Consider the following 17,095-nt stretch of genomic DNA (forward strand, 5'->3'; position numbering starts at 1 on the left):
AATCGAAGAATAGACAGGGAGCGTGACATGCCAGCCACAAACATCAATATCGGCGAACCGTGGATGTGGGGCGCCTTCATCGTTTTCGTACTTGCCATGCTGGCATTGGACCTGTTTGTCTTCGGTGGGCGCAAGGCGCATCGGGTCTCAGTGCGGGAAGCCTTGTCCTGGGTCATTGCCTGGTGCTTGTTGGCGCTGAGCTTTGCGGCGTTGCTCTGGTGGTACCTGCACGGCGCGTTTGGCGCCGAGATCGCCCGGGAGAAGACCCTCGAATTCCTCACCGGTTATCTGATCGAGCAGTCACTGTCGATCGACAACATGTTCGTCTTCGTGATGATCTTCAGCTACTTCGCGGTGCCGCCGGAGCTGCAGCGGCGCGTGCTGCTGTACGGCGTGCTCGGGGCAATCGTGATGCGCGCGGTGATGATTTTTGCCGGCGTGTGGCTGGTGTCGCAGTTCGAATGGCTGCTGTATGCGTTTGGTGTGTTCCTGATCATCACCGGGATCAAGATGCTGGTGTTTGCCGAGCAGCAGCCGGACCTGGACAAGAATCCGCTGCTGCGCTGGGTGCGTGGGCATCTGCGCATTACCAGCGGTTTTCATGGCGAACGGTTTTTCATCTTGCAGAACGGCGTGCGCTGGGCCACGCCGATGTTTCTGGTGCTGGTGCTGATCGAGGCCAGTGACCTGATGTTCGCGGTCGACAGCATCCCGGCAATTTTCGCCGTGACGACAGACCCGTTCATTGTCTTCACCTCGAATATCTTCGCGATCATGGGCCTGCGCGCGCTGTACTTCCTGCTGGCGGACATGGCGGACCGCTTTCACTTGCTCAAGTATGGGCTGGCGATCGTGCTGGTGTTTATCGGCGGCAAAATGGTCTTGATGCCATGGTTGCACATGCCGGTGGAGTGGTCGCTGGCGGTGGTGGGTGGGGTGATTCTGAGTTCGGTATTGCTGAGTCTGGTGATGACCAAAGATGCCGAACGCCGCACTGAATGACACCCGACATAAACCTGTGGGAGCGAGCTTGCTCGCGAAAGCGCTGTGTCATTCAACGATGATGCTGAATGATCCGACGCCTTCGCGAGCAAGCTCGCTCCCACAGGGATTTCATTTGGCCGATAGTTACTTATCGGACTTGATGCTGGTCCACACTCGGGTACGCACGCGCTCAAGTTTCTGCGGCAACGGCTGCACCACGTAGAGGTTTTTCAGCGCTTGCGGGGTCGGGGTCAGGTTCGGGTTGTCGGTGATTTCTTTGTTGATCAGCGGGATCGAATCCTTGTTCGCGTTCGGGTAGCCGAGGAAATCGCTGATCGGCGCAATCACTTTCGGGTCGAGCAAGGTGTTGAGGAACTCGTGGGCCTCGGCGACGTTTTTCGCGCTCTTCGGAATCGCGAAGGTGTCGAACCAGATCGGCGCGCCTTCCTTCGGCAGACGCCAGTCGACCACTACGCCGTTTTTCGCCTCTTTGGCGCGGTTGCCGAACTGATAGAAACTGCCGGAGTAACCGATGGCCACGCAGATGTCGCCGTTGGCAATGTCGGTCATGTATTTGGCCGAGTTGAAGTAGGTCACGTACGGACGCACCTTGAGCATCAGCTCCTTGGCTTTTTCATAGTCGGCGGGGTTCTGGCTGTTCGGGTCGAGGCCGAGGTAATGCAGAGCCAACGGGAGGATTTCCGTCGGCGAATCGAGCATCGCCACGCCGCAGGATTTGAGCTTTTCCATGTTCTCCGGTTTGAACACCAGATCCCAGCTGTCCACCGGCGCGTTGTCGCCCAACGCTGCTTTGACCTTGGCCGGGTTGAAGCCGATCAACACGGTGCCGACCATGTAGGGGACGCCGTACTGGTTGCCCGGATCGTTCTTGCCCAGCAGTTTCAACAGCTCCGGATCCTGGTGGCTCCAGTTCGGCAGTTTCGACTTGTCGAGTTTCTGAAAGACGCCAGCCTTGATCTGCGTTTCAAGGAACTGGTTCGACGGTACCACCAGGTCGTAACCGGAGTTACCGGTGAGCAGTTTGGCTTCCAGGGATTCGTTGGTGTCGAAGGTGTCCCAGGTCACTTTGATGCCGCTTTTTGCAGCGAAATCCTTGGGCACAGACGGCAGGATGTAGTCCGCCCAGTTGTACACGCGCAGTTCGCGTTGCTCAGCCTGGACGGCGCCGGCCAACAGCGTCAGCCCGCACACAGTGGCACCCAGAATGCGTTTCATCGTGACCATGGTTATTCCCCAAAAGGCAGCGTGAGTTCGATGGTTTTTATGTTCTGTACACGGCAGCGGCTGTAAAGGTAGCCAAGGGTAAAAAGGCTCGAGCATCTTGTTGTGGTTTTGATTCTTGCTGACAGCGTAGCTGGAGCACAGTGGGGGATGGGCCAAAAGGGGATCGATGTGGCCAATTTGAATGACCGTCGGAATGCGGAAACAAAAATGCCCGGCGAATGGCCGGGCATTGTGGTGAAGCGGATCAGGTCAGTCGGTGTAACCCAGTCTGGCCGCCCTGCTCTGCTGAGTCTGGCCGCGTGTCGCCAGGCAGTAATACAGCGGGACTGTCACCACTAGGCCGACCAGCCAGGACAGATCCGCACCGTCAACCAGATTGGCGTACGGCCCGACATACAGCGACGTGTTGGCGAATGGCAGTTGCACGAGGATGCCAATGAAGTAAGCAATGATCGCGTGCAGATTAAAGCGCCCGTAAACCCCGCCATCGGCGCGGAAGATCGAGGTGATGTCGTAGCAGCCGCGCTTGATCAGGTAGAAGTCGATCAGGTTGATTGATGCCCACGGCACCAGCACCAGCAGCAGCGCCAGAATCAAACCGATGAACTCGGAAATGAAGTCCGCCGACGCGCCCAACGCAACCACGCAGCAACCCGCGAGCACCACGCTCGACAACACCACGCGCACCTTGATGCTCGGCGTCCATTGGCTGGCAAACGTCTGGATCGAGGTGATGATCGACAGCACCGCGCCATACAGATTCAGCGCGTTGTGGCTGATGATGTTAAGCAGGAACAACACCATCAGAATCGGCCCGAGCCAACCCGTCGACTGTTTGACCGCGACCATCGCCTCGGTGCCTTCCGGGGTCGCCAGCACCGCCACGGCGCCGAAGCTGAACGACAGAATCGTCCCCAGCGTCGCGCCCAGATAAGTCGCCCAGAACGGTTTGGCAATGCCGATATCCGCCGGCAGGTAACGCGAGTAATCGGACACGTACGGCGAGAAACTGATCTGCCAGATGATCCCCAGCGACACCGTCGCCAGCCAGCCGGACAGGTTGAAACTGCCGCGAGTGAGAAAGTCCGCCGGCAAGTCATGGGCGAAGATATAGATGAACCCGGCCAGCAACGCGCTGCCCATCACCCAGGTTCCAATGCGGTTCAGTGTGTGGATGAAGTTGTAGCCGATCACGCCAATCGCCGTGGCCGCCAGTGCACCGATCAGAATGCTCAGCGGCGCCGGCACCGACGGCGCAATGCCGACGATGGATTTACCCGCCAGGACGATGTTGGAAATAAAGAAACCGATGTAGATCAGCGCGGCGAAGAACACGATCAACAGCGCGCCGTAACGGCCGAACTGGCCGCGACTCTGAACCATTTGCGGAATGCCCATGCGCGGGCCTTGCGCCGAGGCCAGCGCGATCACCACGCCGCCGATCAGGTGCCCCAGCGCAATCGCCAGCAGCCCCCAGAGCAAATCGAGATGGAACACCTGAACCACCATGGCGCCGGTGACGATGGGCAGTGGCGCAATGTTGGTGCTGAACCAAAGAGTGAATAGGTCGCGGGCCTTCCCGTGGCGTTCCGCGAGTGGGACGTAGTCGACCGTATGATTCTCGATCAACGGATCTTGCCGGGACATCTGGGACATATGCATGAACTCGAGTTTGTCTGTTCTTATCGTTGTATGAAGCCAAACCGGGGGGACTCTCTGGCCGCCCCTCAGATGCAGACCATATTATGGTATTCCAAACAATTCACAAGACTGATCCGTAGTTTACGACGCCAGCTGATACGCCATCCTCGCTGAAACCGTGGCTTGCAGACCAGCCGAAAGCCCCGTAAATGCTGAGTTTCCGACGAACGCAGCACGTTTATCGGTTCAGCTTAAAAGGCCTTGCAAAGATCGAATACTGGTATACCATCAGACCAACAAACACATAAAAACAGCAACACATCACCCGAGGACCGACCAATGATCGATGCCGCCATCTACAAACAAGTCATGGGCTCGTTCCCGTCCGGCGTAACTGTCATCACCACTCTGGACGATGACGGTCAGATCGTCGGCCTGACTGCCAGCGCATTCAGCTCGCTGTCGATGGACCCGGCGCTGGTGCTGTTCTGCCCCAACTACAGCTCTGATTCCTACCCGGTGCTGATCAAGAACAAACGTTTTGCGATCCACGTTCTGTCCGGCGGCCAGCAAAGCGAAGCCTACGCCTTCGCCCGCAAAGGCAAGGACAAGGCGCAAGGCATTGAGTGGACATTGAGCGAATTGGGTAACCCGATCCTCGCCAATGCGACGGCTATCATCGAATGTGAGCTGTGGCGCGAATATGAAGGCGGCGACCACGCCATCATGGTCGGCGCGGTGAAGAACCTGATCGTTCCCGAACAGCACACCGGGCCATTGGTGTATTGCCACGGCAAGATGGGCGCCCTGCCCGTCCTGGCCTGATCGTCAGCCCCGCACAAATCAACTGTAGGAGTGAGCCTGCTCGCGATAGCGATTTTTCCGATGTCGACGTGTTTTCAGACACACCGCCATCGCGAGCAAGTCCGCTCCCACATGTAGCCTCAACAATAAAAGACCCGAGGAAGCGTCATGAAATTTTCCCTGTTCATCCACATGGAACGCTGGGACGAAAGCGTCAGCCACCGCCAACTGTTCGAAGACCTCACCGAACTGACCCTGATGGCCGAGGCCGGCGGTTTCAGCACCGTGTGGATCGGCGAACACCACGCGATGGAATACACCATCTCGCCAAGCCCGATGCCATTGCTCGCCTACCTCGCGGCCAAAACCACCACCATCCACCTCGGCGCCGGCACCATCATCGCGCCGTTCTGGCATCCGCTACGCGTCGCCGGTGAATGCGCGTTGCTCGACGTGATCAGCAACGGGCGCATGGAAGTCGGCCTGGCCCGTGGCGCCTATCAGGTTGAATTCGATCGCATGGCCGGCGGCATGCCAGCCTCCAGCGGTGGCCAGGCATTGCGCGAAATGGTCCCGGTGGTCCGCGCCCTGTGGCAAGGCGACTACGCCCACGACGGCGACATCTGGAAATTCCCCACCTCCACCAGCGTGCCAAAACCGATCCAGCAGCCAAACCCGCCAATGTGGATCGCCGCCCGCGACCCGGATTCGCACAACTTCGCGGTGGCCAACGGCTGCAACGTAATGGTCACGCCGCTGATGAAGGGCGACGAAGAAGTCCTCGATCTGAAGAACAAGTTCCAGACTGCGCTGGACAACAACCCAGACGTGCCGCGCCCGCAATTGATGGTGCTGCGCCATACCCACGTGCACACCGCCGATAATCCGGACGGCTGGAAAGTCGGGGCGAAAGCGATCTCACGTTTCTATCGCACCTTCGATGCATGGTTTGGCAACAAGCAGACCCCGGTCAATGGCTTCCTGGCGCCGAGCCCGGAAGAGAAGTTTGCCGGGCGTCCTGAGTTTGAGCTGGAGAGTTTGCACAAAACGGCGATGATCGGTACGCCGGAAGAGATCATTCCGCGGATCAAGTACTACCAGGAGCTAGGGGTGGATGAGTTCAGTTTCTGGTGTGACAACAGCTTGCCGCATGAGGAGAAGAAGAAGTCGTTGGAGCTGTTTATCAAGCATGTGGTGCCGGCGTTTTGCTGAGAACCGCGTAATTGAACAGCAATAAAAAGGAGCGAATTCATCGATATGAATTCGCCCCTTTTTTCACTTGTCAGCAAGTGAACGCTACCCCAGAACGGCGGCTTTTCGACTCCGGCGCGATTGCTTCAGATTGAAGCGTAGCTTACGCACCCCATGAACGATACGCGGAAACACTAGCGTCCAGCGAGAGTGCACCATCACGCAGCAATCACGCCTGTCTTGCCGCGTCTCCGAGGTGATCTGCTGTGGGCATTTTTTATCCTTCCAGACTCATGTACAACGGCTAAAGGCCAAACGAAGTGCCGCGCCCACTTCATCAAATGCAATATCAGAGGACACGACGACACAATCTTTTTCAGTTATCCCCTTTCCACTCCAGGCCTCCAGCTTCTCATGATGACTGGGACGTATTGTTACAAGCCCATTAACGGCATCCACTGAACAGCTTTTCATATTCTTAAATAGTGCACGCCTGGTTTTATAGCCAAATTCCGTCATTAGATTAGCTACCCACTCATTATACTGAGTGACCACGCGACCTCTAAAATCAAAAAACTCTGGATTTTCCTTCGGATCAATCATCCGGCTAACAGCCAAGGCCGCCAGAACACTCTCTCCCAACTCGCTATTCTCAGCGGTGTGCGACAGCAAAAACCTCTTCCCTTCAGGATCCGGGAGACAATTAAAATAGCCGGAGTAGGTCTCAATAAAAATAAAATCTTCATTAAACTTAGCGTAAGCCCAAGACTTATTATTCAACTGATTCATTTACTTCACCGAACTTATGATTACTTTTACGCCTTGAGATTGACCATACTTTATCGCGCGATTTATTTGAACCCACTGCACCGAATTCGTACCGCCAGGAACAGCAACACGCAACTCACGAGCAGTAATCATACTGCTATCCAAAGGAACATTACTAAGGGTGTACGTTTCAAATCTGGCCACCGCATCGATGTTACCTTTTAATGAGCTGTACACCTGAGACGGATTCCCCACCTTGGCCGCAGTCGTCGTGTCTAACGTTTTAGCGCTGATGGCTGTACCCGTTGACGGGTCATAAAAATCGAACGTTTTGAAGTTAGGTGGTAGCCGGGAACCGGCAGGCAGTTCAGAGGCCAGATAATTCTCCCAAGGCATGCCTTGCCCTTGAATCCCCTTACCCCACTCAATTCCCGTTTTGGCACGGTCTAAAGTTCCCGCTGTGCCTTTTACACCTGTACCGAGAATCGAACTGCCCAATCCCCATACATTCAGTAAACCTTCTATACCGGAGACGACCCGCTCGGTAGTCGCAGGGGCTTCTTCCGTAACCAGGTTCACACCGCCCGCAGCGGTATAGGCTTGGCACCCTATACCAATCACACCTGACCCGCCACAACCGGCCGTGTAAAGCTCATTGGAAACGCCTAGAAGCCGAGCCTTTGCGGCAGCCTCAATCACCTCATTTTCAACTTGCCATCCTATCGCCTGCATGAAAGTAGCAGGCTGCAGAACCCACTCTTCTCCCTGATCCGTCGTAATCGTTTTGTCGGTAGCCACACAGTAGCCATTTGGTGAAGTGCCGCAGACGATCACATCTCCCGGGGTGGTAGTGACAACGGAAGCCCGGGTGAAATCGTTATCCTCCGAAAGCTGCTCCTCTTTAAGAACGCTGAAACCCTTCGCGATAAGTTTCGAAATGTCACTGGACAACCCATCGCAATAACTCGATGAAGCCCCTGAACACAACTGCGCGTACTTTCTCTGCAACTCCTTCAGGGAAAGTCTTTCTATGTCGCTCAGATGATTGTTCTCGACAGCATTTTTCGCTGTCCCGGCTCCAAGCGCGGCGTCAAAGGCGCTGCCCCCGGCAAGCGCGCCGGACATGCCGCCAGCCAGCGTTGATAGAGCCGCGACTATTTGCTTTTCCGACTCGGTCAGTTGGTCTGCAGACTTATCCGGATAGAGCAGACGCGCGACCACTTCACCGGCACTGGCTCCAGCAGCACCGGCCAACGCCGAACCACCTTGTATTTTCGCCAGAACGGCTCCGAGTACGGCATGCGCCATCAGGTTGGCTGCGTCGTCTCCTTCCGTCAGCTGTTTAACGGCTTGTGCCAGATAAGGTGCTGCACCTCCGCCAATGGCAGCAGCGATGTTTCCACTCAGGATGCCCTGGACGATCCCCGCAACCGCTTGGCTGGCTTTCTGGAAGCTGCTGCCTATACCGTAATCGCGTTGAACTTGTTGGCTGATTTCCTCAGGGGTAGGGTTGGCCACTCCGCTACTGTTCAGTTTGTCGCGCGCCGCCTTGTAGGCCTCACTATCGGGATTCTCGGCCTCCTCCATCTTCGATGCGGCAATTGCGTCGCCAATGCCTTTCACCAATTCAATCGAGCTTTTCACCAACTCGATGCGCTCTTTCATGCCATCTTCGTCAGGCTTGTCGAGTCGCTCGTTAGCATTTTCCGTATCTCGGTTCAGACCGACGAGGTCTTGAGCGCCCTCAGGGTTGCGAACAATGATCGTGCCTTCGCTGACAGCGCTACGGGTGTGGCTTTTATCCGACTCGTTGAGGGAGATGCCGTACAGTCCGCCCACCGACCCGTATGCTCCAGCACCACCGTAACCGCCCGAGTAGCTGATGCCGGCGGACTGAGCATCGATTTCACTGACGTTCTTGATGTCGCGAGTAATGAGCCGGTCGGTTATGAGGATGTTTTTATCCGGCGTGGCATCGCTGGCGATCAACCCACCTTCAAGCGTTGTGGTTTTGCCGACATCGACCATGTAACCACCCGCTCCCGCGAATAAACCGGTCTGATCGGTAACAGCCTTATAGTCACTGTTCATATTGCCTGCGGCCAAGTTACCTGAAGCCGTAACAGGTGCGCCGTAGCAGATAGGTGGAATGCAAATGCTGGCTCCGAAACCGCCACTGCCTTGCTTGTTTTTCTGGGTTTCGGTGTCCTGACGGGAAATGATGTTGAGATTGCCGTCGATCAGCGCTTTGATGGTATCGGCGCGAACCTGTGCGCCTGCCAGTGTCGTATCACCGCCGCTATGAATCACTAACGAGTCGGTGTCTACCGTACTGTTGACCTGCGTGACAGAACTGCCACTCCCCATACCCTTCGCCACTTGTGCACCAAGGTCGACGGTGAAGCCGTTTTGCTGACCAATGTTGAAGCTGGCGCCGATTGCAGTTCTGTTGTTACTGTTTTGGTTGGACCAGTCGGCAGTGTTCTGCGCGCTTTCCACAATGACGTTGTTATTGGCGATCAACGAGGTAGCTGTCGCTTTGAGGCTACTGCCGATGATGTGAAGATCACCATCATTTTGTGCAGCACCACCATTGGCGATGATGGAAAGGGTACCGCCAGCGTTGACAGTGCTTTGCTTCGCAGTCTGACTGACGTAGTCACTGGTACTTTTACTATGAGTATTAGCGAGTTCGGTGCCGATCTTGATCAGAGAACCGTTGCTGCCCGTGCCACCCTGCTTGTCGGCGAATCCGGTTTTTTGATCATTCGCATCCGACGCCATACCGCCAAGGTTGTAAGCCGCCAACGCCGCCTGCGCCAATTTCACTGCCTTGAGTCGAGGATCATCTGCGCTTTTGGCAGCCTCTACTGCAGAGCGAATAGAATTGACGGTGTCGATAATTGCACCGCCAATAACACGCCCTACAGCAAGACTATTGGATTTATCGATGGTGCTTTGCTGCGACGTTTCCATACCTGCAGCGATGGTCACGTTGGAACCGCGAAGACTCATGTCCTTGGTGCTGATCAAGTCGCTGGCTACGACATTAAGGTCCCCATTCGCAATAAGGCTGACATTGCCTTTACTGGAACCAATGGTGCTGCCAGTCAGGGTCGTTTGCGACATCGTGCCGTTATGTTTCTGATTACTGATCGACAGATGCTGGTTGCCGGTGATGTCATCAATGCCAAGATTGTTCGCCGTCAACACGCCAGTCAGATCGCGATTTTTCTCCTTGTGCACTTCGGTGCGAGTGAAAGTGTTCTGCGCGGCATTAATGGTCAAATCACCACCGGCACGGACAGACAAGTCATTGGTACTGACCAGCGCAGAACCAGTGATGGCGGCGTCCCGCTTGGCATTAACGGCAATTGTGTCGCCCGAGATCAGGCTGCCCACAGCGGTAGTCTGAGTTTCAGCCAGTTGATCCTGGACTTTGCTCGACTTCAAACCGCCCCAACTACTTTTGCTTTTACTACGTTCGTGGCGCGCGCTACTGGAGTCTGTGACGGCCAGAATTTCCACGTCATTGCCGGCCTCCAAGCCGACACCTGCTTTTTCAGAGACGACATTGCTGCCCTTGATCGTCAGATCATTGCCAGCGCTCAATACGCTCTTGCCTACAGATGTGACGGAGCTGGCTACGTTGGTAACCGAACTGGTCTCATCAAGCTGGAACGTCTTCTTTGATGAAGATTTTTTGGTCTTGGAATAGAAGCTGTAATCCGAGTCCTCTGCTGATTGCAGCACCAGATTTGCGCCAGATGTGAGATAAGCTTCATTCCCGGCGCTCACTCGGCTGGCAATCAGGTCCAGGTCCTTGCCCGCTTTGAGGGTAACGTTGCCACCGGCATTGACGGTCGACGACACCTGAGTGACTTCATCATCCTGACGCGACATTCTCTTGTTGGCAGAACGCGAATGTTCTTCATCTGCTGCCGAGCTGATCAGCACGTTGCCAGTCGCTGACATTGTCACATCACGCTTCGCATCGATCTCACTAGCAATCACACTGAAGTCACGCTTGGCATCAGCCTTGAAATCACGCCCGGCATCAATATCGGCGCCCAGTTGCGTGACGCTGCTGACAGCTCCCCTCCAACCCAGCGACGCGCTGTCGTTGATCTGCACGGAGGCCACGTTGACATCACGCCCTGCGTTCAACGACATGTCCTGACCACTTTTCAGGACGCCGCCGATGACGTTGATGTCGTTGGCCGCTTTAACGGTCAGGTCGTTGGCCGCCTCAATCCGCGCTGCGTTATCGGCAAAGTCCTGATGCCTAGTGACGGTGCCGTACTTGTCGTCCATCGAGGTGATGGTCCGTTCGTTGATCACATCGCCCGTGCGCGTGGTCAGGCTGACATCGCGTCCGGCAATGATGCCGCCGGCCTTGTTGACGATGTTGTTGGTCGCCAACAGATCCAGCCGATTACCCGCCTCGACCGAACCGCTGTTGATCAGATCCTTGCCCGCCGTCGCCGACAGGTTATTGGTTGCTTTCAAGGTGCCGACGTTATCGAGGTTTTCCCCGGCGATCAGCGTCACATCGTTACCGGCAATCAACGCCCCGGTCGGGCCGAGACGGCCGTTGGCTTGAGCCAGATAAACCACCGGCACCAGCACTTTTTCGCCATTCACTTCGTGCTCTTCGAGCCAGACAATATCGTGCGTCAGCGCGGCGACTTGCTGCGACGTCAGGCCCACACCGACCGACAGGTTGAGCGCGTCCTTGCTGGCGATGGCGTTGTTCATCAGGTACTTGAACATGCCCTCGTTGGAGGTCTGGCCGTCGAGGAAAGCCTGGCCAGTGCGGGCGGTCACGGCTTGCTGGATCAGGCGTTGTTCATAGAGACCATCACCGAGGCGTTTGGCGCTCTGGTCGGGGTTGTAGCCGAGTTTTTCCAGCAGGTAATCCGAGCTCATGAACGACTTGAGGTCAGTGAGTACCGGGTTGGTTTCGATCAGGTATTTGTGCGCGTTGGACGGTGCCTTGGTGTCCGGCAGGCCGGTAACGCGGGTGACCGGACGGGTGTCATCACCAGTGCTCGAGGTTCGATGGAACGTATCGACCGCACGAGTGCCGTCGGAAACCTGAGCCGGGGCGTCGACAAACAGATTGCGCGGACCGCCACTGGTGGCGACGGCCAAATGATCCTGAGCGCTGATCGCTTCATTGCCCACCGTCCAGGTCGGCGCGGGGCCGTTACCAGCCGATGCAGCGCTACTGCCCTGCCCGCTCAAACGGAACAAGCCGTTTTCGCCGGTGGGCAGGGAAAAGCCTGGCAGGCTCAGTGGATTGACTTGCTGCTGGGCGAGGTCTGGCGGCAGTTGGCTATTGATCCGCACAACAACAGTGTCACTGTTACCGACCTTGGTGTCGGCGACTTTATTGGTGCCACCGGTTGAGCTGTAATCCTCGTGGATGACGGCGTTTACCACTTCCTTGGTGGCGTTGATCGAGACGTTGCCAGCGGCCTGTATGACTGCGTTGCGACCGGTCGCGGCACCAGGCAGCCCCGCGCTGGTACTTTCCGTTTCAACCGCCAGGCCTTTCTGGTACTGGGCCAGTTCACTTGGCAATGCCAGCAGGTTATCGGGGTCGTACTGCGACGGAGTCGAGGTTTCGAAACCGGCGCTGAATCCAGACATCGCTCGGCCATATTTGCGACTGCCGACGTTTTCACCGGTTTCGTCGTCGGTGATGACAATGCCGCCGCCCACTGTCGTGGCTGTGGCTTTGCGGATCAATCCTTGCGGCGCGATCACGTAATACACAGAAGGGAAATCGGGATTGTTACGCTGGTTATAGGGCATCACGACTTCGGCCATGAACTTTGCCGTGCTGCCAGTCCCCATTTCAAAGTTGTACTGGCGCGTAACGTCGATAACTCCGCTTTTGGCGCCAATGTTCTTCAGGGAGTCAGCAGTGACGGTGATGTTGCCACCCGCCGCCACAGTACTTTTGCTGTTGAGGAACGTGCCGCCCTGGAAAACAAAATCCTTGCCGATGTTAAGCACGGCGGAAGCGCTGGTATCACTGTCGACAAATTGATACGTCTCGCGCGTGGCGAGGAAATTGTTGAACGTGCCGCCAACACAGTCACCGCACGTAGCCGCGATAAACCCCGATATCAGCTTGCGCTCGACCGACGCCGACGGGCCTTCCGTACGGTTCTCGAACACATCGGCGTTCAGCGTGAAATCCTTCACGCTCTCCATCGAACCGGAAATGTTGTAGACCCCGGCAGCCCGCGCCGCGCCGCCATATCCACCGATCAGCACATTGCCCAGACCGTAGAAATCGCCGTGCTGGTTGGTCAGCGTGCTGACGCCGAGTGTCATGTTGTTGCCGCTGAAAATCAGCCCGCGATCGTTGAGCAATGTGGGCGTGTTGATGAACAGGTTCTGCGCCGCCCCGAGGCTGCCGTAGTTGGCAACACTGCCGGCGTTGACGGTCAGGTCTTCGCTGGAGGTGATGCGTCCCGCGTTGAGCAGTTGCCCACCGACGCTGATGGTCGATGTCGCACCAGCGGCAAAACTGCCGCCCGCACTGAGGTTCATTTGTGCAGCGGAGAGATAGGTGCCGCGCTGACTGCTCAGGCGACCGCTACCCGCATAGGTTCCGCCCAACTGCATATCGATGGAGCCATCACTGGCAATCAAGCCGTTGTTGGTCCAGTTGCCGCCCCGGGCCTGCAAAGACTCCGACGCCAGCAGCTTGCCGCTGGCGCTCTGGCTGAATTCGCGCACGTTCACGTTCAGGCGACCGGCCTGAATCGCGCCGGTGTTGTTCCAGCTATCGGCATTGAGTTCCAGCAGCCCGCCGGTGACGATGCTGCCACCCGCGCCTAGCACATTGGCCGTGGAGATATCGAATTTGCCGCGCCCAACGTGGTTGAGTTGCCCGTCGCTGTTGAGGAAGCTACCGACCGCCAGGTTCAGGTCAGTGTTGGCGGTTTCCAGTACGCCATTGCGGTTGTCGAGCAAACCTGCAATCTGAAATGCGGTTTTGCCGGTGACGCCCAGCGAACGGAGGCGACCGTTCTGGTTATCAACCGCGCTGGCTTTGACACTCAGTTGGCTGTTGCTTTCGATGACGCCCGCGCCATTGCGCAGCGCACCACTGAGGCCGAAGTCGATACGCTCGGCGGCAATCTGTCCGCCACTGTTGTCCAGGCTCGCGCCGGTAACACCCAGCAGCCCTTTGGCGTAAAGCGCACCAGCGCTGTTATCCAGCGCTGCCGTGGTGATGCTGCTGTCTGCCGCTTGCGCCGAGATCCGCCCGCCGTTGTTGTTGAGGCCCGCCAATGCCGACAGCGTCAGGCTCTGCGCCTGAATGATGCCACCCTGACGGTTGTTGTTCAGGTCGAAACCATTGCGCAGGACGCCAACCGTGCGCGCCTCCAAGGCACCTTTGATACTCGAGAGCGTGCCGCCACGGTTATCGATGTTGGCCGCTGTGATCAGCACATCGCCGTTCTGGGCAATGACTTTGCCGCTCTGGTTGTCGAAGTCGCCGCTGATCTCAAGGGTCAGACCGCTATCGCTCTGGATCGAGCCTTTGCCGTTGAGCAGGCGGGCCGCTTTCAGTTGCGCATCGGCATTCTTGCTGTAGATCAGGCCATCGGCCTGGTTGCTGACGGCGCCCGTGGCGGTGATCAGCAACTGGTCATTGGCGGCGACGGTACCCTTGTTGCTGTTGTCCAGCGAACCGGTGCGCAGGTCCAGATTTTTCTGGCTGGCGAGCTGACCGTTCTGGTTGTGCAGATCGGTCACGCCCTTGATCAGCAGCGGGCCGGCAGCCGCGAGTTTACCGGCGTTGTTGTTCAGCTCACCGCTCAGGTTGAGGGTGATCGCATCGTTGCTGGCGATCTGTCCACCGCTGTTGTCGAGGCTTGAAGCCGTGGCATTGATGATCTGCTGCGCATTGATAGCGCCGCCGATATTGCTGAACGCGGTGCTGACGATATCCAGCGCCGCACCGCTGGCAATCAGGCCGCCCTGATTATTATTAAGCGCACCGGCCAGCGTCAGGGTCTGCCCTGCTCCACTGCTGAGGTTGCCCTTGTCGCTGTTATCGAGACTGCCGGCGTTGATGCTCAGATTGCCCAGCGCGACCACCGCGCCCGCGCCGCCGTTGAGCAGCTTGCCGCTGAGATCAACGCTGACATCGGCGTATTTGCTCGACAGCGTACCGCCGTCGCGGTTGTCGAGGCTATTGCCGTTCACCGCCAGCGCTTGCCAGCCGGACAGCAGACCTTTCTGGTTGATCAAATCCGTGCCGCGCACCAACAGTTTTTCACCGCTGATGATTTTGCCGGCGCTGTTATTCATCGCTCGGCCGATCAAGGCAAAACCGAGGTTGCTGGAGACTTCGCCGTTCTGGTTATTCAGATCGCGCAGGCGCTTGAGGGTCAGCGGGCCTTTGGCGGTGAGCAGACCGTTCTGGTTGTCGAGGTCGCCATTGGCCAGATCCACCGTGACCGATTTTTCACCCAGCAGTCGTCCGCCGTTCTGAGTCAGCGAGGTCAGCACCAGATCAATGTCGCCATTAGCGGAAACTTCGCCCCCGTTGCTCGAGTCGAGCCCCGTCGCAGTCAGCGTCAGATTGCCCTTGCTGTTGATCAAGCCTTTGCCGTCGTTGCGCAACTGGCCGTCGACGTTCAGCTCAAGATCACCACGACTAGTCAGGCTGCCGTCGCTGTTGTTCACACTCCTCGCGCGGGTATCGATGGCTGCCGCGCCGATCATGCCTTTGACGTTATCCAGCGCCGCCGCGATGCGCAGGGTCAGGCCCTGATTGCTCAAAAGACTGCCGTTGCTGTTATCAAGATTTTGCGCGGTCAGTGTGAACGCCTCCGCGCTGAAAATCGTGCCGCCCTGATTGTTGACACCGTTGAGTTGCTTGAGCAGCAGTGCACCGGGGGCGTTGATCGAGCCAGCGTTGTTCAACTGACCGTGATTCAGGTCCAGGCTCAGGCGCGTGTTGCTGAACAGTTTGCCGCCCTGTTGATCGAGTCCTTTGACCGACGCCGTCAGCGCGCCCTGACTGCCGATACTGCCAGCACCCTTGTTGGTGACTTGCCCGGCGACGAGGTCCAGGGTGTCGGCACTGCTGAGCAAGCCCTCGCTGTTATCGAATGCGCCGGTGGTGACGGTGACCGCACCTTTACCGCTGAGCGTGCCCTGCTGACGGTTGTCGAGGCTGCCGCTGTCAATGACGAGCGCACCGTCGGTGACAATCTTGCCGCCCAGGTTATCGAGGCCACCACGGCTGACGAGCTTCAAATCGGCGGCACTGGAGAAAATGCCCAGGTTGTTGATCAGCTGCGCGGCGTTGACTGTCAGCGTCGCTTCACTGCTGACTTTGCCCTGAGCGTTATCGAAAGCCTCGTCGATGGTCAACTGCATGGCCTGCTGGCTGCGCAATTCCCCGCCGTTGTTGGCCAGCGTGCGCGCGTGCAGCGTGAACCGCGTGGCCGCATCGATCAGACCCTTGTTGCGGTTGAGCACTTGATCAACCGTCAGCGTCGCTGACTTGCTGGCGAAAACCTTGCCGCGGTCGCTGTTGTCGAGTTTTTTGCCGGTGAGCAGCAGGTCGCTGTTGGTGCTGATTTCGCCACCGCGATTATCCATCTCAGCGACCGACAGGGTCATGGCGCTGGTCGAACCGAGCAGGCCATTCTGACGGTTATCGAGCTGATCGGCGTTGAGTTTGAGCACGCCGGTGGCGATCAACTTGCCTTTCTGGTTGTTGACGTTTTGCGCCTGAACGCTGACATCCGACTTGCCGACGAGGTTGCCGCTGCGGTTGTCCAGAGACTTGGCGGTGAGCGTGAGTTGGCCGTCGGCAATCACCGTACCGAACTGGTTATCCAGGGTCTGGTCGGCGGTCAGCTGCAGCGCATTGCGGCCGCTGATCAAGCCTGCCTGGTTGAACAGTGTGCCGGCGGAAACGCTTGTTGCACCTTTGGCGGTGAGCGCACCTTTGTCGCGGTTGTCGAGCAAGCCATCGACGCGCACCGTCAGCCCGCTATCGCTGACCAATGAACCGGCACCGCGGTTATCGAGACTGGCCGCTTTGAGATTGACCATTGCACCGGAACCGAGCACGCCGCCACGGTTGTCCAGCGCCGCGCTGAGATCGATGTTCAGGCCCAGATCGCCGAGCATCCGGCCGTTGCGGTTGTCCAGAATCCCGCCGCCGATGGCAATGGCTTTGGCGTTGAGCGTACCGTTCTGGTTGTTCAGGGTGGCGGCGTTGACCGTCAGATTGCGGCTGGCGAGCAAGCTCTTGCCGGTGTTGTCCAGATGCTGAGCGGTCAGGCTCAGATCGCCGCTGGCATTGCGGCTGCCGTCGGCGTTGACGCCCGCTTCGATGGTGCCGGCGTTGGTCAGTTGCCCGCCGGCGCTGAGGTTAATGCTGTCGCGGGCGGCGAGGGTCTGGCGGTTGCTC

General features: G+C 57.5%; 7 protein-coding genes. 3 read left to right on the forward strand and 4 right to left on the reverse strand.

What is annotated here, in order from left to right; translation table 11 throughout:
• Positions 1-27: 27 nt before the first annotated feature.
• Positions 28-1,002, forward strand: a complete 975-nt coding sequence (locus A8O26_RS22355) for a TerC family protein (RefSeq protein ID WP_064119907.1) — start codon at positions 28-30, stop codon at positions 1,000-1,002.
• A 126-nt stretch (positions 1,003-1,128) separates the two neighbouring features.
• On the opposite strand, the gene A8O26_RS22360 is transcribed toward A8O26_RS22355, so the two are convergent.
• Together A8O26_RS22360 and A8O26_RS22365 are read right to left on the reverse strand one after the other, a co-directional pair.
• Positions 1,129-2,229 carry a polyamine ABC transporter substrate-binding protein gene (locus tag A8O26_RS22360; protein WP_064119908.1) on the reverse strand — a complete coding sequence of 367 codons (1,101 nt, stop codon included), beginning with the start codon at positions 2,227-2,229 and terminating at the stop codon, positions 1,129-1,131.
• A 249-nt stretch (positions 2,230-2,478) separates the two neighbouring features.
• Positions 2,479-3,885 carry a purine-cytosine permease family protein gene (locus A8O26_RS22365; RefSeq protein WP_064119909.1) on the reverse strand — a complete coding sequence of 469 codons (1,407 nt, stop codon included), beginning with the start codon at positions 3,883-3,885 and terminating at the stop codon, positions 2,479-2,481.
• 324 nt (positions 3,886-4,209) lie between these two features.
• Here A8O26_RS22365 and A8O26_RS22370 point away from each other — a divergent pair, with 324 nt between their 5' ends.
• Both A8O26_RS22370 and A8O26_RS22375 read left to right on the forward strand, forming a co-directional pair.
• Complete coding sequence (locus A8O26_RS22370) at positions 4,210-4,695, forward strand: flavin reductase family protein (protein ID WP_003225754.1); 486 nt, start codon at positions 4,210-4,212, stop codon at positions 4,693-4,695.
• A 147-nt stretch (positions 4,696-4,842) separates the two neighbouring features.
• Complete coding sequence (locus A8O26_RS22375) at positions 4,843-5,886, forward strand: LLM class flavin-dependent oxidoreductase (protein ID WP_064119910.1); 1,044 nt, start codon at positions 4,843-4,845, stop codon at positions 5,884-5,886.
• A gap of 270 nt (positions 5,887-6,156) precedes the next feature.
• Here the strand turns inward: A8O26_RS22375 and A8O26_RS22380 are convergent, their stop codons facing one another.
• Together A8O26_RS22380 and A8O26_RS22385 are read right to left on the reverse strand one after the other, a co-directional pair.
• Positions 6,157-6,654, reverse strand: coding sequence for a contact-dependent growth inhibition system immunity protein (locus A8O26_RS22380; protein WP_064119911.1), 498 nt, complete (start codon positions 6,652-6,654; stop codon positions 6,157-6,159).
• A partial coding sequence (locus A8O26_RS22385; protein WP_064119912.1) for a hemagglutinin repeat-containing protein occupies positions 6,655-17,095 on the reverse strand: 10,441 nt, incomplete at its 5' end.

It is taken from the genome of Pseudomonas fluorescens, assembly GCF_001648775.1.
Lineage (GTDB): Bacteria > Pseudomonadota > Gammaproteobacteria > Pseudomonadales > Pseudomonadaceae > Aquipseudomonas > Aquipseudomonas fluorescens_M.